This window comes from Streptococcus sp. CL6.35 (genome assembly GCF_049737915.1).
Lineage (GTDB): Bacteria > Bacillota > Bacilli > Lactobacillales > Streptococcaceae > Streptococcus.
In genome coordinates, this window is record NZ_JBKOTU010000001.1 from 20,646 (window position 1) to 46,362 (window position 25,717).

The window sequence follows — 25,717 nt, forward strand, 5'->3', positions numbered from 1 at the left end:
AACAGTATATCATAAAAGTTAGAATAAAACAGACAAAAGAAAGCGATTACTTTATAAAGTTAAGGAAAATTTGCACAAAGATAACGTTTTTTCTTGAAAAAGGAGGGGTTTTAAGGTATTATAGAGGTGTAAAAAATTTAACTCATAAGGAGAGTAAAAAATGTCAATTATTACTGATGTTTACGCTCGCGAAGTCCTAGACTCACGCGGTAACCCAACACTTGAAGTAGAAGTTTACACTGAATCAGGTGCTTTCGGACGTGGTATGGTTCCATCAGGAGCTTCTACTGGTGAACACGAAGCAGTTGAACTTCGCGACGGTGACAAATCTCGTTACGGTGGTCTTGGTACACAAAAAGCTGTTGACAACGTAAATAACATCATTGCTGAAGCTATCATTGGCTACGATGTACGTGATCAACAAGCTATCGACCGTGCTATGATCGCTCTTGACGGTACTCCTAACAAAGGTAAATTGGGTGCAAACGCAATCCTTGGTGTGTCTATTGCTGTAGCTCGTGCTGCTGCTGACTACCTTGAAATCCCACTTTACAGCTACCTTGGTGGATTCAATACTAAAGTTCTTCCAACTCCAATGATGAACATCATCAACGGTGGTTCTCACTCTGACGCTCCAATCGCTTTCCAAGAATTCATGATCTTGCCAGTTGGTGCGCCAACATTTAAAGAAGCTCTTCGTTACGGTGCTGAAATCTTCCACGCTCTTAAGAAAATCCTTAAATCACGTGGTTTGGAAACTGCCGTAGGTGACGAAGGTGGATTCGCTCCTCGTTTCGAAGGAACTGAAGACGGTGTTGAAACTATCCTTGCTGCGATCGAAGCTGCTGGATATGTTCCAGGTAAAGACGTATTTATCGGATTTGACTGTGCTTCATCAGAATTCTACGATAAAGAACGTAAAGTTTACGACTATACTAAATTTGAAGGTGAAGGCGCTGCTGTTCGTACATCTGCAGAACAAATCGATTACCTTGAAGAATTGGTTAACAAATACCCAATCATCACTATCGAAGATGGTATGGATGAAAACGACTGGGATGGTTGGAAAGCTCTTACTGAACGTCTTGGTAAGAAAGTACAACTTGTTGGTGACGACTTCTTCGTAACAAACACTGACTACCTTGCACGTGGTATCCAAGAAGGTGCTGCTAACTCAATCCTTATCAAAGTTAACCAAATCGGTACTCTTACTGAAACTTTTGAAGCTATCGAAATGGCTAAAGAAGCTGGTTACACTGCCGTTGTATCACACCGTTCAGGTGAAACTGAAGATTCAACAATCGCTGACATCGCAGTTGCAACTAACGCAGGACAAATCAAGACTGGTTCACTTTCACGTACAGACCGTATCGCTAAATACAACCAATTGCTTCGCATCGAAGACCAACTTGGTGAAGTAGCAGAATATCGTGGATTGAAATCATTCTACAACCTTAAAAAATAAAATAGTTCAGTGAACTATTTTATCCCGAACCTTGAAATTCAAAAGTTCGGCCGTTGATTTAACAACGTTTCTAGCCCCTCGGATTTTTTCCGAAGGGCTATTTTTGTATTTAGGGGACAAAAAAGGGGCAAAACATTTCAAGACAGTTCATTTACCAAAAAATACGATTCTGCTAATATAATTGAAAATGATGGAAAAAAGGGTGGATTTATGATATACTTTAATGTAGGACCTTTTTAGAAATTTTGAAAGAGCATAAAAAATTTAGAATGAGAAAAATTGTTATCAATGGTGGATTGCCCTTGCAAGGTGAAATCACTATTAGCGGTGCTAAAAATAGCGTTGTGGCCTTAATTCCAGCTATTATTTTGGCTGATGATGTGGTGACTTTGGATTGTGTTCCAGATATTTCCGATGTTGCTAGTCTTGTCGAAATCATGGAGTTAATGGGTGCTACCGTTAAGCGTTATGACGATGTGTTAGAGATTGATCCACGAGGTGTTCAAAATATTCCAATGCCTTATGGGAAAATCAATAGTCTTCGTGCATCTTATTATTTTTATGGAAGTCTTTTAGGTCGCTTTGGTGAAGCTACAGTTGGTTTACCTGGAGGATGCGATTTGGGACCACGTCCTATTGACTTACACCTTAAGGCTTTTGAAGCAATGGGAGCTACTGTTAGCTACGAGGGAGATAACATGAAGTTATCTGCTAAATATGTGGGACTTCATGGTGCAAGTATTTACATGGATACGGTTAGTGTCGGTGCGACGATTAATACGATGATTGCTGCGGTTAAAGCAAATGGGCGTACTATTATTGAAAATGCAGCCCGTGAGCCTGAGATTATTGATGTTGCCACTCTCTTGAATAATATGGGTGCCCATATCCGTGGGGCAGGAACTAATATTATCACTATTGATGGTGTTGAAAGATTACACGGAACTCGCCACCAGGTGATTCCAGACCGTATTGAAGCAGGAACATATATTTCCTTAGCTGCTGCAGTCGGTAAGGGAATTCGTATCAACAATGTATTATACGAACACTTAGAAGGATTCATCGCTAAGTTGGAAGAGATGGGTGTGAGAATGACTGTATCTGAAGACAGTATTTTTGTCGAAGAACAGTCTAATTTGAAAGCAATCAATATTAAGACAGCTCCTTATCCTGGTTTTGCTACTGACTTGCAACAACCAATTACTCCTCTCTTGTTAACAGCAGAGGGGCGTGGTACCATTATTGATACCATTTATGAAAAACGAGTAAACCATGTTTTTGAACTAGCAAAGATGGACGCAGATATTACGACTACAAACGACCATATTTTATATACTGGTGGACGTGGTTTGCGTGGTGCAAATGTAAAAGCTACTGACCTTAGAGCTGGGGCCGCACTTGTCATTGCTGGTTTAATGGCTGAAGGCAAAACTGAAATTACAAATATTGAGTTCATCTTACGTGGTTATTCAGATATTATTGAAAAATTACGTAATCTAGGAGCAGATATTACACTTGTTGAAGAATAAACCGTAGGGGTGTTTATGAATATTTGGACCAAATTAGCAATGTTTTCTTTTTTTGAAACGGATCGCTTGTATTTGCGTCCTTTCTTTTTTAGTGATAGTCAAGACTTCCATGAGATAGCTTCAAATCCAGAAAATTTACAATTCATTTTTCCAAGTCAAGCTAGTTTGGAAGAAAGTCAATATGCATTAGCGAATTACTTTATGAAGTCCCCTTTGGGAGTGTGGGCAATTTGTGACCAGAAAAATCAACAAATGATTGGTTCTATTAAATTTGAGAAGTTAGATGAAATCAAAAAAGAAGCTGAGCTTGGCTATTTTTTGAGAAAAGATGCTTGGTCGCAAGGATTTATGACAGAGGTTGTTAGAAAAATTTGTCAGCTTTCTTTTGAGGAATTTGGTTTAAAACAATTAGCCATCATTACTCATCTTGAAAATGAAGCTAGCCAAAAGGTTGCTCTAAAGTCTGGATTCCGTTTGACTCGTCAGTTTAAAGGAAGTGATCGCTACACAAGAAAAATGCGGGATTATCTTGAATTTCGGTATGTAAAAGGAGAATTCAATGAGTAAACATCAGGAAATTCTAAGCTATTTGGAAGAATTACCTGTCGGAAAGAGGGTCAGTGTTCGAAGCATTTCCAACCATCTAGGAGTCAGTGATGGAACGGCTTATCGGGCTATTAAAGAAGCTGAAAATCGTGGAATTGTAGAGACTCGTCCAAGAAGTGGTACTATCCGTGTCAAATCTCAGAAAGTTGCTATCGAAAGATTAACTTTTGCTGAAATTGCTGAAGTGACTTCTTCTGAGGTTCTGTCTGGTCAAGAAGGTTTAGATAGAGAATTTAGTAAGTTCTCTATCGGTGCCATGACTGAACAAAATATCCTGTCCTACCTTCATGATGGGGGACTCTTGATTGTCGGAGACCGTACTCGTATCCAACTGTTAGCACTTGAAAATGAAAATGCTGTTCTTGTGACAGGAGGATTTCATGTTCATGATGACGTGCTTAAACTGGCCAATCAAAAAGGAATTCCTGTTTTAAGAAGCAAACATGACACTTTCACTGTCGCGACCATGATCAATAAAGCCTTATCAAATGTCCAAATCAAGACTGATATTCTGACAGTTGAGAAACTTTACCGTCCGAGTCATGAATATGGTTTTCTGAGAGAGACTGACACTGTTAAAGATTATTTGGACTTAGTACGTAAGAATCGTAGCAGTCGTTTCCCAGTTATCAATCAACATCAGGTTGTTGTTGGGGTTGTTACCATGAGAGACGCTGGTGATAAGTCACCAAGCACCACAATTGACAAGGTCATGTCTCGTAGTCTATTTTTAGTTGGATTATCGACAAATATTGCCAATGTGAGTCAACGGATGATTGCAGAAGACTTTGAAATGGTACCGGTTGTTCGAAATAATCAAACCTTGCTTGGGGTTGTAACCAGACGAGATGTCATGGCGAAGATGAGTCGTTCCCAAGTTTCTGCTCTACCTACTTTTTCTGAGCAGATTGGTCAAAAACTTTCTTATCACCATGATGAAGTAGTGATTACCGTGGAACCCTTTATGCTAGAGAAGAACGGTGTTTTGGCTAATGGTGTATTGGCAGAAATTCTGACCCACATGACTCAAGATTTAGTTGTGAATAGTGGTCGCAATCTTATTATTGAGCAGATGCTAATCTACTTTTTGCAGGCTGTTCAGATAGATGATATATTGCGCATTCAAGCACGCATTATCCATCATACGAGACGGTCAGCTATTATTGATTACGATATTTATCATGGTCATCAGATTGTTTCAAAAGCAAATGTGACTGTTAAAATTAATTAGAAACTAGGAGAAAAAATGATAACATTAAAATCAGCTCGTGAAATCGAAGCTATGGATAAGGCCGGTGATTTTCTAGCAAGTATTCATATCGGCTTGCGTGATTTGATTAAGCCAGGCGTAGATATGTGGGAAGTTGAAGAATACGTTCGCCGTCGTTGTAAGGAAGAAAATTTCCTTCCGCTTCAGATTGGAGTTGACGGTGCCATGATGGACTATCCTTATGCTACCTGTTGCTCTCTTAACGATGAAGTAGCTCACGCTTTCCCTCGTCACTATATCTTGAAAGATGGTGATTTGCTCAAAGTTGACATGGTTTTGGGAGGTCCCATTGCTAAATCTGACCTGAATGTCTCAAAATTAAATTTCAACAATGTGGAGCAAATGAAAAAATACACTCAGAGCTATTCTGGTGGCCTAGCAGACTCTTGTTGGGCTTATGCTGTTGGTACACCGTCCGAAAAAGTGAAAAACTTGATGGATGTAACTAAAGAGGCCATGTATAAGGGGATTGAGCAGGCTGTTGTTGGAAATCGTATCGGTGATATCGGTGCGGCTATTCAAGAATACGCTGAAAGTCGTGGATACGGTGTAGTGCGAGATTTGGTTGGTCATGGTGTTGGCCCAACTATGCACGAAGAGCCAATGGTTCCCAACTATGGTATTGCAGGTCGTGGACTTCGTCTTCGTGAAGGTATGGTCTTGACCATTGAACCGATGATCAATACAGGTGACTGGGAAATCGATACAGATATGAAAACTGGCTGGGCGCATAAGACCATTGACGGTGGATTGTCATGTCAGTATGAACACCAATTTGTCATTACTAAAGATGGTCCGGTAATCTTGACTAGCCAAGGTGAAGAAGGGACTTATTAATAAAAAGTGAAAAGGCTACTGGAAGTTCATTTCTAAAGAATCTAGTAGATCTTTTCATATTAAATAAACGCATTGTATCAAGTTTTTAAGTGCCTGATATAATGCGTTTTTCTGGCTTTAAAATTCTTACCTCAATATATTGTACTTTATAATCATTTCAAAAAAATGAACTTTCTACACTGTTACACTTCAGGTAAAAAATATGTTTCAGATTTTCTGTTACAGAAATAGATATCATTATGAAATAATTATTTTATATTTACTACTATTTCTATAAAAACCAAAAAGATATTGGCACACCATCTGATTCAGTCGTTGTTCTCGGCTATTTTGATGGTATACACAAGGGGCATCAAGAATTATTTCGCGTTGCCAATAAGGCTGCGAGAAAGGACTTATTGCCTATCGTCGTTATGACCTTTAATGAATCTCCAAAGATCGCTTTAGAGCCTTATCATCCTGATCTGTTTTTACATATTTTGAACCCTGCTGAACGTGAGAGGAAACTAAAGCGTGAAGGCGTAGAAGAATTATATCTCCTTGATTTTAGTAGTCAATTTGCTAGTCTCACGGCAGAAGAATTTTTTGCAACTTATATCAAGGCTATGAATGCCAAAATTATTGTTGCAGGTTTTGACTATACATTTGGTTCTGACCAAAAAACGGCAGAAGACTTAAAGGATTACTTTGATGGAGAAATTATCATTGTTTCACGTTATTATTGTAGATTCTAAAAGAAATCAATTCAGTACATTACCTCTTTTTATTCTTTTTCAAAGGTAAATCCTTCTCCAAGGATTTCGTGGGCTTCTGTAATAGTTATAAAGGCTTGAGGATCGATTCGATGAATCATTTCCTTCATTTTAACAATTTCATTTCTTCCGACAATACAGTAAATGATTTTTAAATCTTCTCGACTATAATAACCTTGACCTGAGATGAAAGTAACGCCTCTACCTAGGTCATCATTAATCGCCTTAGCAAGTTGGTCAGGACGTTTTGTGATAATCATAAATCCTTTACCTGCATAGCCACCTTCGCCGATCAAATCAATAACACGAGAAACGATAAAATCAAATAAGAGCGTGTAGGTAACTAATCTCAGATCCTTAAAGATTAGGAGAATAAGCATGAGAATACAAAAATCTAAGATAAAAAGCAGTTTTCCCATAGATATATGAGTGTATTTATTGATAATACGAGCTACAATATCAGTTCCACCAGTTGTCCCACCAGCATTGAAGATAATTCCGAGCCCAATTCCCAATAGAATCCCAGCTATAAGGGCTGTGATCAGTAAATCACCTTGAAGATCAATATGAAGGGGAATACGCTCAAAAAAAGCCAACCAGGCGGACAAGGCTAAGGTTCCTAGTAAACTAGAATAGAGAGATTTTGCTCCAAAAATCTTCCAAGCTAGGATGAAAAGAGGAATATTAATCAGCAAGTTCATGAGCGAAACAGGGATTTTAAAAAGATAAAAGGTGATGAGGGTAATACCTGTCGCCCCTCCTTCAAAGAGATGATGGGGAACTACAAAATAAGTTAGCCCAAAAGCATAAATAGCAGCACCTAGTAAGATGGTTAAAATGGGATAAATTTTTTTAATCATAGGGACCTCTTTTCTTATAAGTAGATTATATCAAATTTTTAAGGAAAATTTGATTGACTCCATTAGGATTTTTAATCTTTTTTTGATATAATTAAAAGTAAGAAAACCAATCTGAATCCTAAAATAGAAAGATTGATACTATGACAAAAATTAAGATTGTAACCGATTCATCTGTTACTATTGAACCTGAACTAGTAAAACAATTAGATATCACTGTTGTTCCTTTATCTGTAATGATTGATAACGTTGTTTATTCTGATGCGGATTTGAAAGAAGAAGGTAAATTTCTTCAGTTGATGCAAGCAAGTAAGAATCTTCCGAAAACAAGTCAGCCACCTGTAGGTGTCTTTGCTGAAGTTTTTGAAGACCTATGCAAGGATGGTAGCCAGATTCTTGCTATTCATATGTCTCATGCCCTTTCTGGTACTGTAGAAGCGGCACGTCAAGGTGCTAGCTTATCTACTGCCGATGTGACAGTTATTGATAGTTCCTTCACTGACCAAGCCTTGAAATTCCAAGTTGTTGAGGCTGCAAAATTAGCGCAAGAAGGCAAGGAGTTGGAGGAAATCTTATCTCATGTAGAAGAGGTTAAAAACCACACAGAACTCTATATTGGCGTTTCAACTTTGGAAAATTTAGTAAAAGGTGGACGAATTGGCCGTGTAACTGGATTGTTGAGCTCACTTCTCAATATACGTGTTGTCATGCAGATGAAAGACCATGAGTTGCAGCCAATCGTTAAAGGTCGTGGAGCTAAAACCTTTAAAAAATGGTTAGATGAGTTGATAACATCGCTCTCTGAACGTTCTGTAGCAGAGATTGGAATTTCATATTCTGGTAGTGCTGATTGGGCAAAAGAGATGAAAGAAAGCTTACAAGCTTATGTTGAAAAGCCTATTTCAGTTTTGGAAACGGGCTCTATTATTCAAACTCACACGGGTGAGAACGCTTGGGCTATTTTAGTACGTTACTACTCTTAAAAAAATAAATAAAATGGGAAGAAATAGCGTTTTTAACTTGACCTAAAAGGGATTTTAGGATATGATTATAATTGTTAATTAGAAATTAAATTGGAGGAATCATTAACATGGCAAACAAACAAGATTTGATCGCTAAAGTAGCAGAAGCTACAGAATTGACTAAGAAAGACTCAGCAGCAGCAGTTGAAGCTGTATTCTCAGCAGTAGCTGACTACCTTGCAGCTGGTGAAAAAGTTCAATTGATCGGTTTTGGTAACTTTGAAGTTCGTGAGCGTGCTGCACGTAAAGGTCGCAACCCACAAACTGGTAAAGAAATCACAATTGCAGCTTCTAAAGTACCAGCATTCAAAGCTGGTAAAGCTCTTAAAGACGCTGTTAAATAATCAGCCTTTGAAAAGCCTATTGTATCAAGTTTTCGAGCTTGGTCAATAGGCTTTTTTGTGTATAGAGGGCAAAAAAGGGGCAGAATCTGAATGAACTAATACCGGAACAAATCTTTCAAATACTGGCTAATTCAAATTGCGTAGCAGAAATCATACAAATGAAATTGATTATAGTAAAATAGGATTAGAATTATTAAGAAAGTTGGTTATGTATTGGAAACGATAGTATTTTCAATTTCCGTTTTTTTAGCAGGGATCTTGTCCTTCTTTTCCCCTTGTATATTCCCTCTGTTACCTGTTTATACTGGAATTTTATTGGATGATCAGGAAAGCGCAAAAAGCTTCTCCTTGTTTGGAAGAAAAGTTGCCTGGTCAGGTTTGATTCGGACGCTTTGCTTTATCGTAGGTATTTCTCTTATTTTCTTTATTCTAGGATTTGGTGCTGGTTACTTTGGTAATATTCTCTATGCCAATTGGTTTCGCTATACCATGGGAACAATTATTATCATTTTAGGCCTTCACCAGATGGAAATTTTTCATTTTAAGAAATTAGAGGTTCAAAAAAGCTTTACTTTTAAGAAATCAGCACCCAATCGTTATTGGTCAGCCTTTTTACTCGGTATTACCTTTAGCTTTGGTTGGACGCCTTGTATTGGTCCAGTTTTAAGTTCTGTTTTAGCGCTTGCCGCTTCTGGAGGTAATGGTGCTTGGCAAGGAGCGATCTATACCTTAATTTACACTCTGGGGATGGCCATTCCTTTCTTGGTTTTGGCTCTAGCTTCTGGTGTAGTTATGCCATATTTTAGTAAAATTAAACGTCATATGATGCTACTGAAGAAAATTGGTGGCTTCCTTATTATTTTAATGGGAGTTTTATTACTATTAGGACAAGTAAATGTTCTAGCTGGAATTTTTGAATAAAGGAGAAAAAGATGAAAAAAGTAATGTTTGCTGGCTTAAGCCTCTTGTCATTAGTCGTATTGATAGCCTGTGGTGAGGAAGAGACTAAAAAGACTAAAGCACCAGAACAATCCCCAAAACAACAGCAACAAACGACTGTACAACAAATTGCTGTTGGGAAAGATGCGCCAGATTTTACCTTGCAATCAATGGATGGCAAAGAAGTTAAGCTATCTGATTATAAGGGTAAAAAGGTTTATTTGAAGTTTTGGGCTTCATGGTGTGGTCCATGTAAAAAAAGTATGCCTGAGTTGATGGAATTAGCTGCAAAACAAGATCGTGACTTCGAAATTCTTACTGTTATTGCACCAGGAATTCAAGGTGAAAAAACTGTTGAGCAATTCCCACAATGGTTCCAAGATCAAGGTTATAAGGATATCCCAGTTCTTTATGACACAAAAGCAACCACATTCCAAGCTTATCAAATTCGAAGCATTCCTACAGAATACCTAATTGACAGTCAAGGAAAGATTGGAAAGATTCAATTTGGTGCTATCAGCAATTCGGATGCAGAAGTAGCCTTTAAAGAAATGAACTAGAATAGATAAAAATCTGATTACAAGATGTAGTCAGATTTTTTTAGGAAAATGTTTTATAAATATTCACAAATCTCCTATATTTATGGTAAAATAGAATCATCATTTTATTTTGGAGTCAAAGATGAATATATTTAGAACAAAAAATGTTAGTTTGGATAAAACGGAGATGCACAGGCATTTGAAGTTATGGGATTTGATTTTGCTGGGTATCGGAGCCATGGTAGGGACAGGTGTCTTTACAATAACAGGTACTGCAGCCGCAACTCTAGCGGGTCCAGCCCTAGTGATTTCAATCGTCATTTCTGCCTTGTGTGTAGGATTATCAGCCCTCTTTTTTGCAGAATTTGCTTCACGAGTACCCGCTACAGGTGGTGCCTACAGCTATCTCTATGCTATTTTAGGAGAATTCCCAGCTTGGTTGGCTGGTTGGTTAACCATGATGGAATTCATGACAGCCATATCTGGTGTGGCTTCGGGTTGGGCAGCTTATTTTAAAGGCTTGCTCTCTCAATATGGGATAGCCCTTCCTCAGGCTTTAAATGGTACCTTTAATCCTCAAGCAGGGACATTTGTTGATTTATTGCCTATTCTTGTCTTGGTATTGGTGACCTCACTTGTTTTACTCAATGCTAAAGCAGCATTACGTTTTAATTCTATTCTAGTGATTTTGAAATTTTCCGCTTTAGCTCTCTTTGTTTTAGTAGGAATCTGGCATATCAAGCTTGATAATTGGAGTAATTTTGCTCCCTATGGTTTTGGACAAATCTATGGTGCTAGTACTGGTATTATGGCTGGTGCGTCCTTGATGTTCTTTGGTTTTTTGGGGTTTGAATCCATCTCTATGGCTGTAGATGAGGTCAAGACTCCTCAAAAAAATATTCCTAGAGGGATTGTCTTATCGCTTTCTATCGTAACTATTCTTTATGCCTTGGTGACTCTTGTTTTGACTGGTGTGGTTCACTATAGTCACCTAAATGTCGACGATGCCGTTGCCTTTGCTCTTCGCAGCATTGGGATTAGTTGGGCAGCCAACTATGTGTCATTAGTGGCTATTTTGACCTTGATTACGGTTTGTATCTCGATGACCTATGCCCTATCGCGTATGATTTACAGTTTAGCGCGTGACGGCTTGATGCCTGCTACCTTTAAAGAACTAACCAAAACAAGCAAGGTACCAAAAAATGCTACTATCTTGACCGGTCTAGCTTCAGCAGTAGCAGCAGGAATGTTCCCTCTTGCTAGTATCGCAGCCTTCTTAAATATTTGTACCTTGGCCTACTTGATCATGCTGGCTTATGGTCTGATTCGTTTACGGAAAGAAAAAGGAATGCCCAAAGCTGGAGAATTTAAAACACCATTAGTACCCTTATTACCTATTTTATCAATCATCATTTGTTTATCCTTTATGTTGCAGTATAATATGGAAACCTGGATTGCTTTCCTAGTTGCATTGTTGATAGGAAGTATCATTTACTTTTCTTATGGCTATAAGCATTCTACCATAGAAGAATAAAGTGAGAATCTGTTGAGTTATTGAAACTCAGCAGATTTTTATATGTGAAAGAAATTTCAAATTTTTTCTAAAAATAGCTTGACAGATTAAATTTTTAGGAGTAGAATGTTTACCAGTTAATTAAATAGTTAAGGAGTTGTTTATGAAGAAACAAAGTTTATTTTTAGTATTGTTAAGTGTCTTTCTTTTGTGTTTAGGGGCTTGTGGCCAAAAGGAAAGTCAGACTGGGAAAGGGATGAAAATTGTAACCAGTTTTTATCCTGTCTATGCTATGGTCAAGGAAGTATCTGGTGACTTGAATGATGTTCGGATGATTCAGTCAAGTAGTGGAATTCACTCCTTTGAACCTTCGGCAAATGATATCGCAGCCATCTATGATGCAGATGTCTTTGTTTACCATTCGCATACTCTTGAATCTTGGGCGGGAAGTCTGGACCCCAATCTAAAAAAATCTAAAGTGAAGGTTTTAGAGGCTTCAGAGGGAATGACTTTAGACCGCGTCCCAGGGCTAGAAGATGTGGAAGCAGGGGATGGAGTTGATGAAAAAACGCTCTATGATCCTCATACTTGGCTAGATCCTGAAAAAGCTGGAGAAGAAGCTCAGATTATCGCTGATAAACTTTCAGAGGTGGATAGTGAGCATAAAGAAACTTATCAAAAAAATGCGCAAGCCTTTATCAAAAAAGCTCAAGAATTAACTAAGAAATTCCAGCCTAAATTTGAAAAAGCGAGTCAGAAAACTTTTGTAACACAGCATACAGCCTTTTCTTATCTTGCTAAGAGATTTGGATTAAATCAACTTGGAATCGCTGGTATCTCTCCTGAACAAGAACCAAGTCCAAGACAACTAACAGAAATTCAGGAATTTGTTAAGACCTATAAGGTTAAAACGATTTTTACAGAAAGTAATGCTTCTTCAAAAGTAGCTGAAACTCTTGTCAAATCAACAGGTGTGGGTCTTAAAACTCTGAATCCTTTAGAGGCAGACCCACAAAATGACAAGACTTATCTAGAAAATCTTGAAGAAAATATGAGTGTTCTAGCAGAAGAATTAAAGTGAGGAAAGAATGAAAATCAATAAAAAATATGTAGCGGGTTCAGTGGCAGTTCTTGCCCTAAGTGTTTGTTCCTATGAACTTGGTCGTTACCAAGCTGGTCAAGTTAAGAAAGATTCTAATCGAGTAGCTTATATAGATGGTGATCAGGCTGGTCAAAAAGCAGAGAACTTGACACCAGATGAAGTTAGTAAGAGAGAGGGAATCAACGCCGAACAAATTGTTATCAAGATTACGGATCAAGGTTATGTGACCTCTCATGGAGATCATTATCATTACTATAATGGCAAGGTTCCTTATGACGCTATCATCAGTGAAGAACTGCTGATGAAAGATCCGAATTATCAGTTGAAGGATTCAGACATTGTCAATGAAATCAAGGGCGGCTATGTCATTAAGGTAGACGGTAAATACTATGTTTACCTTAAGGATGCGGCTCATGCGGACAATATTCGTACAAAAGAAGAGATTAAACGTCAGAAGCAGGAACACAGTAGTAATCACGGGGGTGGCTCTAACGATCAGGCAGTAGTTGCAGCCAGAGCTCAGGGCCGCTATACAACGGATGATGGGTATATCTTCAATGCATCTGATATCATTGAGGACACGGGTGATGCTTATATTGTTCCTCATGGCAATCACTTCCACTATATTCCGAAGAGTGATTTGTCTGCCAGTGAATTAGCTGCTGCCCAAGCCTTCTTATCTGGAAAAGGTAGTCAATTAAGTACCGTTGAATACCGTTCAAGCAGGGGAGAAACAAGATCTACTCTAAGAACGAGTCAATCTGAAACTCCTCAAAATCCTGCTACAGCTCCGGAGAGCCCAAATGAGGATTTAGCTAGTCTTCTTCAAGAATTATACGCTTTGCCACTTAGCCAACGTCATGTGGAGTCTGATGGATTAGTATTTGACCCAGCACAGATTACAAAACGTACTGCCAATGGTGTGGCAGTTCCTCACGGAGATCATTTCCATTTCATTCCTTATTCGCAAATGTCTGCCTTGGAAGAAAAATTGGCTCGAAATCTACCAATTGGAGGTCAGCCAGTTCAAAGTCATTCTAATAATACGAAACCAAGCAGTCCTGAGAGAACAAGTTCAACACCAAGTTCAACCATTAAACCAAACTTTAATCTCAATACGCCGGCACCGAATCGAGCAACTGGAGGTGCCTATACAACGGATGATGGGTATGTCTTTAGTCCGACAGATGTGATTGAAGATACAGGTGACGCTTTTGTTGTACCGCACGGCAATCATTTCCACTATATACCTAAGAGTGATTTGTCTGCAGGAGAATTGGCTGCTGCTCAAGCCTATTGGAATGGTAAACAGTCTCATTCTGCTACAAGTTCAAGTAAACCAAGTAGTGATAATGCTAAACCAGTCCAACCAAGTTTGACAGAGACTCCAAACCTGACTGTCACCCCAACATATCATCAAAATCAAGGGGAAGATATCCCAACACTTTTAAGTGAATTGTATGCCAAACCTTTATCAGAACGCCATGTGGAATCTGATGGATTAGTCTTTGATCCGGCACAAATCATCAAACGTACTGCAAATGGTGTCGCAGTGCCTCACGGGGACCATTATCACTTTATTCCTTATTCACAAATGTCACCACTGGAAGAAAAATTGGCTCGTACGATAGCTGTCAAGGGACAAAATGGCAGTGTTTTGCCAAGTGTTACTCCTCTGAAGCCAGCCCCTACTACCAAACCTCTAGCACCAGTGGAAAATAAACCGACAGAATTTGCTGTCAACCAGGTTGTTAGAAAAGTTGGTGATGGATATATTATCGAAGATAAGGGCGCTAGTCGTTATGTTCTAGCTAAAGACTTAGCTAAGGATAAGATTGACGCTATTGAAAATCTCTTGTCAAAGAAAACTCAAGAGATACATGCCCTAGTTGCGAAGAAAGAAAATGTCGCTCCTCGTGACCAAGAATTTTATGATAAAGCATATAATTTATTGGCCGAGGCTCATAAAGCCTTGTCTGAAAATAAGGGTCGTACTTCTGATTTCCAAGCCTTAGACAAATTAGCAGAACGTTTGAATGATGAATCTTCTAATAAAGGAAAATTGGTAGATGATTTATTGTCATTCTTAGCACCAATTACCCATCCAGAGCGACTTGGAAAACCAAATTCTCAAATTGCTTATACAGACGATGAAATTAAATTAGCGAAATTAGCAGGTAAGTATACAACAGAAGATGGCTATATCTTTGACACTCGTGATATTACCAGTGATGAGGGAGATGCTTATGTAACTCCACATATGTCCCATAGTCATTGGATTAAGAAAGAGAGCTTGTCTGAAGCTGAAAGAGTGGCAGCCCAGGCTTATGCTAAAGAGAAAGGTTTGATACCTCCTTCAACAGAGAATCAGGGTTCAGGACATACTGAGGTTAAAGGAGTAGAAGCAATCTATAACAAAGTGGAAGCAGCTAAGAAGGTCCCACTTGATCATATTCCTTACAATCTACAACATACTGTTGAAGTTAAAAATGGTAGCTTAATTATACCTCATTACGACCATTACCATAACATTAAATTTGGTTGGTTTGACGAAGGACTCTATGAAGCACCTAAGGGTTATAGCCTTGAGGATCTCTTTGCGACTGTAAAATATTATGTTGAACATCCTGAAGAACGTCCTCACTCAGATAATGGTTGGGGAAATGCCAGCGACCATGTTCGTAAAAATAAGGCAGACAAAGACAGTAAATCTGATGAAGATAAGGAAGATCATCATGAATCAGACGAGTCAACCCGTCCTGAATCCAATGAAAAAGAAAATCATACAGGTTCAACCCCTTCAGTAGATAATCTTTATAAACCGAGCACTGATGAAGACGAGACAGAAGAAGTATCTAAAGATACAACAGACGAAGCTGAAGTCCCTCAAGTAGAAACCGAAAAAGTAGAAGCCAAACTCAAAGAAGTAGAAGCTCTACTTGCTAAAGTAACGGATGCTAGTTTGAAAGACAATGTGACAGAGAGCCTATCTGGTTTACGAAATAATCTGAGTCTCCAAACCATGGATAATAATGGCATCATGGCAGAAGCAGAGAAACTACTTGCTTTGTTAAAAAGAAAGTAATCCTCCATCTGTAAGTAAGGAAAAATCAACTAATGAAAAATGAAAGTCTCGATAAAGAGGCTTTCATTTTTATTATGTATATACGAAAAATTCTTGACAAGCAATACTAAAAAGAGTAAACTATTAACTAGTTAATTAACTGGTTCATCATTTTGTGGAGAATCAAATATATTTAAGAAATGAGGAAAGAATGAAAATCAATAAAAAATATGTAGCGGGTTCAGTGGCAGTTCTTGCCCTAAGTGTTTGTTCCTATGAACTTGGTCGTTACCAAGCTGGTCAAGTTAAGAAAGATTCTAATCGAGTAGCTTATATAGATGGTGATCAGGCTGGTCAAAAAGCAGAGAACTTGACACCAGATGAAGTTAGTAAGAGAGAGGGAATCAACGCCGAACAAATTGTTATCAAGATTACGGATCAAGGTTATGTGACCTCTCATGGAGATCATTATCATTACTATAATGGCAAGGTTCCTTATGACGCTATCATCAGTGAAGAACTGCTGATGAAAGATCCGAATTATCAGTTGAAGGATTCAGACATTGTCAATGAAATCAAGGGCGGCTATGTCATTAAGGTAGACGGTAAATACTATGTTTACCTTAAGGATGCGGCTCATGCGGACAATATTCGTACAAAAGAAGAGATTAAACGTCAGAAGCAGGAACACAGTAGTAATCACGGGGGTGGCTCTAACGATCAGGCAGTAGTTGCAGCCAGAGCTCAGGGCCGCTATACAACGGATGATGGGTATATCTTCAATGCATCTGATATCATTGAGGACACGGGTGATGCTTATATTGTTCCTCATGGCAATCACTTCCACTATATTCCGAAGAGTGATTTGTCTGCCAGTGAATTAGCTGCTGCCCAAGCCTTCTTATCTGGAAAAGGTAGTCAATTAAGTACCGTTGAATACCGTTCAAGCAGGGGAGAAACAAGATCTACTCTAAGAACGAGTCAATCTGAAACTCCTCAAAATCCTGCTACAGCTCCGGAGAGCCCAAATGAGGATTTAGCTAGTCTTCTTCAAGAATTATACGCTTTGCCACTTAGCCAACGTCATGTGGAGTCTGATGGATTAGTATTTGACCCAGCACAGATTACAAAACGTACTGCCAATGGTGTGGCAGTTCCTCACGGAGATCATTTCCATTTCATTCCTTATTCGCAAATGTCTGCCTTGGAAGAAAAATTGGCTCGAAATCTACCAATTGGAGGTCAGCCAGTTCAAAGTCATTCTAATAATACGAAACCAAGCAGTCCTGAGAGAACAAGTTCAACACCAAGTTCAACCATTAAACCAAACTTTAATCTCAATACGCCGGCACCGAATCGAGCAACTGGAGGTGCCTATACAACGGATGATGGGTATGTCTTTAGTCCGACAGATGTGATTGAAGATACAGGTGACGCTTTTGTTGTACCGCACGGCAATCATTTCCACTATATACCTAAGAGTGATTTGTCTGCAGGAGAATTGGCTGCTGCTCAAGCCTATTGGAATGGTAAACAGGGTTCTCATTCTTCTACAAGCTCAAGTAAACCAAGTAGTGATAATGCTAAACCAACCCAACCAAGTTTGACAGAGACTCCAAACCTGACTGTCACTCCAACTTATCATCAAGACCAAGGGGAAGATATCCCAACACTTTTAAGTGAATTGTATGCCAAACCTTTGTCAGAACGCCATGTGGAATCGGATGGACTAGTCTTTGATCCGGCACAAATCACCAAACGTACAGCTAACGGTGTTGCAGTGCCTCACGGAGACCACTATCACTTTATCCCTTATTCACAAATGTCTGATTTAGAGAAGAAGATTGCTAGAATTATTCCGTTAAAAGGGCAAAATGGATTAAATCAAATTGGTACAGATATTAAACCTTTAGTATCAAAAGAAGTAGTTCATAAGTTTTTAGGACAACCAATCAAAGCTTATGGAAAAGGTTTAGATGGTAAACCTTATGATACGAGTGATGGATACATATTTACCAAAGATTCCATCGATTCTGTTGATAAATCAGGTGTTATTGCCAAACACGGAGATCATTTCCATTATATGGGATATGGTGAATTAGAACAATTCGAATTGGATGAAGTTGCTAAATGGATTCAAGAAACTGGTAAAAATCCAGATGACATCGTTTCTTTAGTTCACTCAGATGAGAAGGAAAGACCAAAGTTTGATTATAAAAAAGTAACTAATAAAATTTCTAGAAATAGTAAAGTTGGTTATATAATTAATGAAGGTGGTAAAGATTATTTTTATTCACGTGAAGAACTCGATCTTACTCAAATAGCTTTTTCTGAGCAGGAACTAATGCTTAAAGATAAAGATAATTATCGTTATGATATTGTAGAAACAGAAATTAAACCAAGATTAGCTGTTGATGTATCTAGCTTGCCTATGCATGCAGCCAATACTACGTATGATACTGGAACTTCCTTCATTATTCCGCATATCGATCACATTCACGTCGTACCTTATTCTTGGTTAAATAGTGAGCAAATAGCAACTATAAAATATGTAATGCAACATCCTGATGTGCGTCCTGAAGTTTGGTCAAAACCAGGTCATGATGATGCTGGATCTGTTATTGCTAATGTAACTCCTCTTGAAAAACGTCCTGGAATGAAGAACTGGCAAATTATCCATTCTGCGGAAGAAGTTCAGAAAGCACTTAAAGAAGGCAAGTTTGCAACTCCTGATGGATATATTTTTGATCCTCAGGATGTATTGGCAAAGGGAACCTATATTTGGGCAGATAAATCTTTCAGTATTCCAAAAGCTAGTGGTGATTCATTGAGAAGTATCAATCAGTCTGATTTATCAGATAAAGAGTGGAAACAAGCTCAAGAGTTGATAGCTAAAAGAAATGAAGAAAAAGAAACAACAAATGATTCTTCTAATTCACATCTAGTTTCTTCAGATAAGAAATCGGAAACAAAGAAAGATGCAACGGATTCAAACAAAGTTGATGAACAACCAAAGGATAATAAATCTCAAAATGAGGCAGATGCGACTAGCAGCAATCCTTCAGTCGAAAAAGTTGGTGAAGAAGAAAAATCACATGCAGAAAATAAAGAAGATGATTATGATGATATACCAGATTATGGATTAGATAAGGATACTTTAAAAAATCATATAAATCAAATAGCACAAATTGCTCAAATTGATTCTAAATATCTTATTTTTTCATCAGAAGGAGTTCAGTTTTATAATAAGAATGGGGATTTAGTAACCTATGATATTAAAACTCTTAAGCAAATAAAACCTTAGAATATTTTGACTAATGAGCATCTAGTTGAAAGGATATTGTTCTATTATTGGATAGAATAATGTCCTTTTATTTGTTAATAAAAAGATGAAATTTCCTGTCTAAAAAATGAAGAAAGGATTCTTAAAGTAATAATTTTATTCTCTTTCACTAAAAATCTTGACAGTTAAGCTTAAAAAAGGTAAACTATTTACTGGTTAATTAATTGGTTAAATAACCAGTTTAAAAAAACTGTTTAACCGAGAAAAAGAAGTTAAGAAAAGCTTCATCATTTATTGAAATGAGGGATTTATGAAATTCAGTAAAAAATATATAGCAGCTGGATCAGCTGTTATCGTATCCTTGAGTCTTTGTGCTTATGCACTGAACCAGCATCGATCGCAGGAAAATAAGGACAATAATCGTGTCTCTTATGTGGATGGTAGCCAGTCAAGTCAGAAAACTGAAAACCTGACACCAGATCAGGTCAGTCAAAAAGAAGGAATTCAGGCTGAGCAAATTGTCATCAAAATTACAGATCAGGGCTATGTAACGTCACACGGTGACCACTATCATTACTATAATGGGAAAGTTCCTTATGATGCCCTCTTTAGTGAAGAACTTTTGATGAAGGATCCAAATTATCAACTTAAGGATGGAGATATTGTCAATGAAGTCAAGGGTGGTTATATCATCAAGGTCGATGGAAAATATTATGTCTACCTGAAAGATGCAGCTCATGCTGATAATGTTCGAACCAAGGATGAAATCAATCGTCAAAAACAAGAACACATCAAAGATAATGAGAAGGTCAGCTCTGATGTTGCTGTAGCAAGGTCTCAGGGACGCTATACGACAGATGATGGTTATGTCTTTAATCCAGCTGATATTATCGAAGATACGGGTGATGCTTATATCGTTCCTCATGGAGGTCACTATCACTATATTCCAAAAAGTGATTTGTCTTCTAGTGAGTTAGCAGCAGCAAAAGCTCATTTAGCTGGCAAAAATACGCAACCAAGTCAGTTAAGCTATTCTTCAACAGCTAGTGATAATGACACGCAATCTGTAGCACAAGGCTCAACTAGCAAGCCAGAAAGCAAAGTTGAAAATCTCCAAAGTCTATTGAAAGAACTCTACGATTCACCTAGCGACAAACGTTACAGTGAATCAGATGGTTTAGTCTTTGACCCTGCTAAGATTATCAGTCGTACACCAAATGGTGTTGCGATTCCGCATGGTGATCATTATCACTTTATTCCTTACAGCAAGCTCTCTCCTTTAGAAGAAAAGATTGCTAGAATGGTGCCTATCGGTGGAACTGGTTCTACGGTCTCTACAAATGAAAAACCTCATGGAGTAGCGTCTAGTCTAGGAAGTCTTCCAAGCAGTCCATCTACTTTGAATCATCCTTCCTTGCTTACAAATAAGGCTATCTCTTCAACATCTGATGGTTATATCTTTAATCCTAAAGATATTGTCGAAGAAACTGCTACAGCTTATATTGTAAGACATGGCGATCATTTCCATTACATTCCTAAGGCGAACCAAATTGGTCAACCGACTCTTCCAAACAATGGCCTAACAACACCTTCGCCATCTCTTCCAATCAATCCTGGTGTTTCACATGAGGAACATGAAGAAGGTGGACACGGCTTTGATGCTAATCGTATTATTGCGGAAGATGAATCAGGATTTATCATGAGTCATGGTGACCACAATCATTACTTTTTCAAGAAGGACTTGACAGCAGAGCAAATTAAGGCAGCGCAAGATCACTTGAAAGGTGCAAATACAGCAACACCAAATCCAGCTCATGATAATCAAGATGAAGATACACACGGTCATCACCATGATGAACATGGTCATGATTTTGATGTCAATCGAATTATCAGTGAAGATGCGGCAGGCTTTGTCATGAGTCACGGTGACCATAATCATTATTTCTTCAAGAAAGATTTGACAGCGGAGCAAATTAAGGCCGCCCAAGATTATCTGAAAAGTAAAACGCCAGTAACACCAAGCCCAGCCCATGATGATGAACACGATAACGATAATCATGGTCACAAACATGATGAAGACCATGCTCACGGTTTTGATGCCGATCGTGTCATCAGTGAGGATGAGCAAGGTTTTGTCATGAGTCACGGAGACCACAATCATTACTTCTTCAAGAAAGATTTGACAGCAGAGCAAATTAAGGCCGCCCAAGACCATTTGAAAACACACCATGATGCAGAGCCTGTAAAACCTCTTGCTAAAACAGTAGAGTCTTTCTCAAGAGATGCTAGCGATGAAGAAAAAATTGCTTACATTTCTAAGACCTACGGCGTTCCACTTGAAGCTATTAGAATTTCAAACGGATTCTTTGTCTTTGGAAATCCAGACCAAGCCTACGATCCAACTCATATTCATCCATATGCTGTTCGTAAGGAACATGTTCGTTTGCCGCTACAAACTGGCAATCCAGAACTTGATTTCCTAAATGAACTCTATACGACTGCTTTGCGAGATGGTGTGTCTCCGTATAGCTTACAGGTAGAAAATGGTAGTTTTGTGATTCCTCATGGTGACCATAATCACTACATCAAGGTGCAAACTAAGGGCTATGAAGTGGCTTTGAAAAATAAAATTCCAGCTCTTCAATCTAACTACCAACCTGGAGCTTTTGATGAAAAGGCAGTTTTGGCAAAAGTAGATCAACTTCTAGCTGATAGCAGAAGCATCTACAAAGACAAGCCTATCGAACAAAGACAGATTGAGTTAGCCTTAGGTCAGTTTACTGAGAACATGAAGAAACTGGCAACTAACTCTACAGCAGGTTATCTTGCGACACTTGATCTATTTGATAAGCAATATATCCATATTGATGAAAGTGTCAAACCTGTTGAAACAAGCACTCTAGATAAGAAATACCAAGCCTTGATTGATAAAATCAATACATTGGATACGGACTCTTATGGACTTCCTAAGAAAGACCTTCTTGTTCGACTTCAAGAAGCTAAGTTGGCAAAAGATGAGGCTGGTTTAGCAGCGGTTGAATCACAACTTCAAGCTCTTCAAGACTTTAATGATCGAACAGGTGTTACAACTGTAGAATACATCAAGTATTTCTACGAACACGTAAATGACGGTCGTTTGAATGATGAACTACGAAACAAAGTGGCTCAGTTGACTTGGACCCTGTATCAATCTCAATCCTTCCTAAAGGCAGCAGAATTGAACAAATTATTCCCAAGCATCTATCAGGCAAAACAAGAAGTGGAAGAAGCTTTGAAAGCTCAACCAACTACTGCTAAATCGACTCAGACAGTTCTAGATACTGAAAAAGTTGATAATCAAACTGCCAAGACAGCTATTTATGGCTTCTTGAAAGAATTGTACGGAGACTTTATGCCTGAAGAACATGTCAATCATGTTAGCAAGGAAGAAGTAGAAAGTCTTTTGAGCAAGGCAAATCAACTCTTGGAACAAATCCAAGAAGAAGGAATCAGACAATCCTTGGCAGAAGAAGTAGAAAATCTCAAAGCTGCTACAAACAAGGCTGATGCGGACTTGGATGAAGTAAACAGTCAGGTAAAAGATGTCTTGACTCGTATCGCTAGCGCCCTTCAACAAGAAAAGGAAAATGCTGAGCAAGACCCTCAGACACTAGTACTCTATCAAAAACTCTACGATATTCTCATGTCGCTTCACTCTTATTTAGAAAACAACAAGGGTTCTGATGCGGACTTTGATAAGGTAGATGCTTTACTAGATCAACTTTCTGCTAAGAGTAAAGATAAAGCTGCTTTACTTGAATTGACAAAAGCTATTCTAGTCTTGAATCAAGAAATCAAGTCAAAATCAAGCTCAAGTGAAGAAGCAACTCCAGCGACAAATGCCGAGTCAAATGGTGAGAACACAAGTTCCGAAACTGAAACATCAGTGGCTGCAGAATCTAACAGTGAAACTGCAAGGGACGAAAACAAACCAAGCAACACAAGAGATTCTAAACCTGTTGAATCAGCTTCAGAAAAGGAAACAACAGAATCTACAACAAGTACTGGAAATCAAGAAAAACCAGCAGAATAAAAAGAAAGGCGAAGTAGCTGAGCTACCTCGCCTTTTTAGTCTTTATAAGCTACGATACCAATGATGGTATCAACTGCACGTTCCATAGTCTGAAGGCTGACGTATTCAAAACGTCCATGCATATTTTCTCCACCCGCAAAGATATTAGGAGTTGGGATTCCCATAAAGGAAATCTTAGAGCCGTCTGTCCCTCCACGGATTGGTTCGATTATAGGAGTAATCCCCAAATCTTCCATAACTGCTTTGGCAATGGTAATTGGAGTCATATCTTTTTCAATGACTTCTTTCATATTGTAGTATTGGTCTGTCAAGTTTAGGGTGACACGGTCGCTACCAAGTTCTTGATTCATCTTATCAGCGATAGACTGCATAGCTGCTTTACGCGCTTCAAAGGCCTCTTTTCCAAAATCACGAATGATGTAGCTTGCACGCGCCTCCTCAACGCTTCCAGCCACATCCATAAGATGATAGAAACCTTGGTAGCCATCAGTTAACTCAGGTCGGTCATTCTCTGGAAGTTGATTATGAAAATCAATTGCCAGCTGAAGAGCATTAACCATCTGACCTTTGGCAGTACCAGGGTGAACATTGCGCCCTTGGAAATGCAATTCAGCTCCAGCTGCTGAAAAAGTCTCGTACTGAAGCTCACCTAGCGGCCCACCATCAACTGTGTAGGCAAAATCAACATCAAAATCTTCTGCATCAAATTTATTAGCACCTACACCGATTTCCTCATCTGGACCAAAACCAACACGAATCTCACAGTGTTTAATTTCAGGGTGAGCAGTAAGATATTCAATAGCTGTCATAATTTCAGCAATGCCTGACTTGTCATCAGCTCCTAGCAAGGTTGTTCCATCTGTTGTGATGAGTGTTTGTCCTGGATATTTTTCAAGACTCTTAAAGTCAGCTGGATCGAGTTTGAAACCAGAATTTCCAAGTTCAATCACACCACCATCGTAGTTTTCAATTACCTGTGGATTGACTCCTTCGGCATTAAAATCAGCAGTATCCATGTGAGATATAAAGCCAATCTTACGTGTTAAAGATGGATCATTGGCTGGTAAGGTTCCAATTGCAAAACCATTTGGTAGATAATAAACATTTTGTAATCCAACACGTTTCATTTCAGGAATAAGAACATTTGTAGCAAAATCTACCTGACTCTGCGTACTTGGAGTAGTAGTAGAGTGTTCATCAGAGCGCGTATTGACCTTAACGTAGGTTAAGAAGCGGTCCAAGAGATTGGGATAAGTCATAAAAAGCTCCTTTTGAATTCATTTTTTCTATTGTATCATAGAAAAGAGAGAAAAACAAAAGACTGAAGTTAGGGAAATTCGCTATGTTGGCGTTTACTTATCAACGAATTAATGATAAAATAAACTTGATAAAAATATCACAAGGAAGCGATTATGAAAAAAGCAATTTTAATGATGACTTTCGGTTCGCCAGAAGAGATTACCTTTGAAGGTGTGGCTGATTTTTTCACAAATATTCGTCGTGGAGTGAGACCTCAAGACCACGAAATTCAAACTCTCTATGATAATTATGTACGAATTGGGGGCACGCCTCTGCAAAAAATTACCCGTGAAGAGGTTGCCTTGGTAGAAGCTAGGCTGGGGAATGAGTATAGTGTTTATTTTGCTAATAAGTTTTCTAGACCCTTTATTCCAGATGTGATTGGTCAGATGGAAGCAGACGGAATCGAGCAGTGCATTTGCTTAATTTTAGAGCCCCATTATTCGTTCTACTCTGTCATGGGCTATGAGAAATTTTTAGAAAGCAAACAAATTCAATTTTTAGTTATCAAGGACTGGTATCAAGAAGAAGCGCTCTTAAACTATTGGACAGATGAAATTGGTAAGATTTTAAAAGAAGAAGTAAAGCAGGATAGCTTTAAAGTCATTTTTTCAGCCCACAGTGTCCCCATTTTTGCCTTGGATTTTGGCGACCCTTATATCGATCAAATTTTTGAAAATAGCAAGCTAGTCGCTGAAAAACTAGGTTTGAGTTCTGAGCAATATACTAACACTTGGCAAAGTGAAAGTGATATCGGGATTCCATGGATTAAACCAGATGTTTTAGAGTATCTCAGAGAACAGAAAGAACATCCAGAGCATTATATTTTTGTTCCTATCAGCTTCATTAGCGAGCATATTGAAGTCTTGTTTGACAACGATGTGGAATGTTATGACTTGTGTCAGGAATTAGGGGTGAACTATCATCGTCCACCAATGCCAAATACAGATTCTCGTTTGATTGATGCCTTGGTTAATACAGTCAGAGCTAATGAGGACAAAGAGTTTAAGGAATTTCTCCCAGAAGAAGAAACCTTTGATGAGTTAGTTCCTTCAGATGAGACGAAAAATATCTTGGCCGAATCTCAAGATTTACAAATGCCAGAATTTGTGAAAAAATTGATTGAGAAAAAAGGTCGGGAAAATGTTAAGATGCCTTATCTTATTAAGAAAATGCTTGAGAAAGCAGGTAAGTTACCAAAAGAGTAAAGAAAAAAGGATTTAG

17 protein-coding genes and 1 pseudogene are annotated in these 25,717 nt (G+C 38.4%); 16 read left to right on the plus strand and 2 right to left on the minus strand.

The features are described 5' to 3' along the window. Positions 1-160 precede the first annotated feature (160 nt). The 6 genes and pseudogenes from eno to ACLNCP_RS00105 all read left to right on the plus strand — a co-directional run. The gene (eno, locus tag ACLNCP_RS00080) at positions 161-1,465 is read left to right on the plus strand and encodes a surface-displayed alpha-enolase (protein ID WP_000022813.1); all 1,305 of its coding nucleotides are present in this window, start codon (positions 161-163) and stop codon (positions 1,463-1,465) included. Between the two features lie 269 nt (positions 1,466-1,734). Beyond that, complete coding sequence (locus tag ACLNCP_RS00085; protein WP_424843836.1) at positions 1,735-2,994, plus strand: UDP-N-acetylglucosamine 1-carboxyvinyltransferase; 1,260 nt, start codon at positions 1,735-1,737, stop codon at positions 2,992-2,994. Positions 2,995-3,009: 15 nt separating this feature from the next. Further along, complete coding sequence (locus tag ACLNCP_RS00090) at positions 3,010-3,561, plus strand: GNAT family N-acetyltransferase (RefSeq protein ID WP_045611734.1); 552 nt, start codon at positions 3,010-3,012, stop codon at positions 3,559-3,561. Continuing rightward, the gene (gene spxR / locus ACLNCP_RS00095; RefSeq protein WP_424843837.1) at positions 3,554-4,831 is read left to right on the plus strand and encodes a CBS-HotDog domain-containing transcription factor SpxR; all 1,278 of its coding nucleotides are present in this window, start codon (positions 3,554-3,556) and stop codon (positions 4,829-4,831) included. The genes ACLNCP_RS00090 and spxR overlap by 8 nt, the downstream gene beginning before the upstream one ends. 15 nt (positions 4,832-4,846) lie before the next feature. Then, positions 4,847-5,707 carry a methionyl aminopeptidase gene (locus ACLNCP_RS00100; RefSeq protein ID WP_084887236.1) on the plus strand — a complete coding sequence of 287 codons (861 nt, stop codon included), beginning with the start codon at positions 4,847-4,849 and terminating at the stop codon, positions 5,705-5,707. 257 nt (positions 5,708-5,964) lie between these two features. Continuing rightward, a pseudogene (locus tag ACLNCP_RS00105) lies at positions 5,965-6,417 on the plus strand (bifunctional riboflavin kinase/FAD synthetase); the annotation flags it as partial. Positions 6,418-6,470: 53 nt separating this feature from the next. Here the strand turns inward: ACLNCP_RS00105 and ACLNCP_RS00110 are convergent. Beyond that, entirely contained in the window at positions 6,471-7,319 is an 849-nt protein-coding gene (locus tag ACLNCP_RS00110) for a YitT family protein (protein WP_000592065.1), read from the minus strand. 140 nt (positions 7,320-7,459) lie between these two features. Here ACLNCP_RS00110 and ACLNCP_RS00115 point away from each other — a divergent pair, with 140 nt between their 5' ends. The 9 genes from ACLNCP_RS00115 to ACLNCP_RS00155 all read left to right on the plus strand — a co-directional run bounded on the left by ACLNCP_RS00115 (position 7,460) and on the right by ACLNCP_RS00155 (position 23,194). Continuing rightward, the gene (locus ACLNCP_RS00115; RefSeq protein ID WP_049510219.1) at positions 7,460-8,299 is read left to right on the plus strand and encodes a DegV family protein; all 840 of its coding nucleotides are present in this window, start codon (positions 7,460-7,462) and stop codon (positions 8,297-8,299) included. A 107-nt stretch (positions 8,300-8,406) separates the two neighbouring features. Continuing rightward, positions 8,407-8,682: an HU family DNA-binding protein gene (locus tag ACLNCP_RS00120; protein WP_001284642.1), complete on the plus strand. Its 276-nt coding sequence runs from the start codon at positions 8,407-8,409 to the stop codon at positions 8,680-8,682. Between the two features lie 213 nt (positions 8,683-8,895). Then, positions 8,896-9,603, plus strand: coding sequence for a thiol-disulfide oxidoreductase-associated membrane protein CcdA2 (gene ccdA2 / locus ACLNCP_RS00125; protein ID WP_424843838.1), 708 nt, complete (start codon positions 8,896-8,898; stop codon positions 9,601-9,603). A gap of 11 nt (positions 9,604-9,614) precedes the next feature. Beyond that, entirely contained in the window at positions 9,615-10,181 is a 567-nt protein-coding gene (gene sdbB / locus ACLNCP_RS00130) for a thiol-disulfide oxidoreductase-associated lipoprotein SdbB (RefSeq protein WP_424843839.1), read from the plus strand. Between the two features lie 121 nt (positions 10,182-10,302). Continuing rightward, complete coding sequence (locus ACLNCP_RS00135; protein WP_125393280.1) at positions 10,303-11,694, plus strand: APC family permease; 1,392 nt, start codon at positions 10,303-10,305, stop codon at positions 11,692-11,694. Between the two features lie 142 nt (positions 11,695-11,836). After that, positions 11,837-12,754 (plus strand): zinc-binding lipoprotein AdcAII, encoded by a 918-nt coding sequence (gene adcAII / locus ACLNCP_RS00140; protein ID WP_049544284.1) that lies wholly within the window; start codon positions 11,837-11,839, stop codon positions 12,752-12,754. A gap of 7 nt (positions 12,755-12,761) precedes the next feature. Next, positions 12,762-15,860, plus strand: a complete 3,099-nt coding sequence (locus ACLNCP_RS00145; protein ID WP_424843840.1) for a pneumococcal-type histidine triad protein — start codon at positions 12,762-12,764, stop codon at positions 15,858-15,860. Positions 15,861-16,050: 190 nt separating this feature from the next. After that, on the plus strand, positions 16,051-19,143 hold the full coding sequence (locus ACLNCP_RS00150) for a pneumococcal-type histidine triad protein (protein ID WP_424843841.1): 3,093 nt from the start codon (positions 16,051-16,053) through the stop codon (positions 19,141-19,143). A gap of 289 nt (positions 19,144-19,432) precedes the next feature. Continuing rightward, positions 19,433-23,194: a pneumococcal-type histidine triad protein gene (locus tag ACLNCP_RS00155; protein WP_424843842.1), complete on the plus strand. Its 3,762-nt coding sequence runs from the start codon at positions 19,433-19,435 to the stop codon at positions 23,192-23,194. A gap of 35 nt (positions 23,195-23,229) precedes the next feature. Here the strand turns inward: ACLNCP_RS00155 and pepT are convergent, their stop codons facing one another. After that, positions 23,230-24,453, minus strand: a complete 1,224-nt coding sequence (gene pepT, locus ACLNCP_RS00160; protein WP_247927864.1) for a peptidase T — start codon at positions 24,451-24,453, stop codon at positions 23,230-23,232. Positions 24,454-24,606: 153 nt separating this feature from the next. On the opposite strand from pepT, the gene hemH reads away from it, so the two are divergent. Next, complete coding sequence (hemH, locus tag ACLNCP_RS00165) at positions 24,607-25,701, plus strand: ferrochelatase (protein ID WP_153199079.1); 1,095 nt, start codon at positions 24,607-24,609, stop codon at positions 25,699-25,701. Positions 25,702-25,717: the final 16 nt, after the last annotated feature.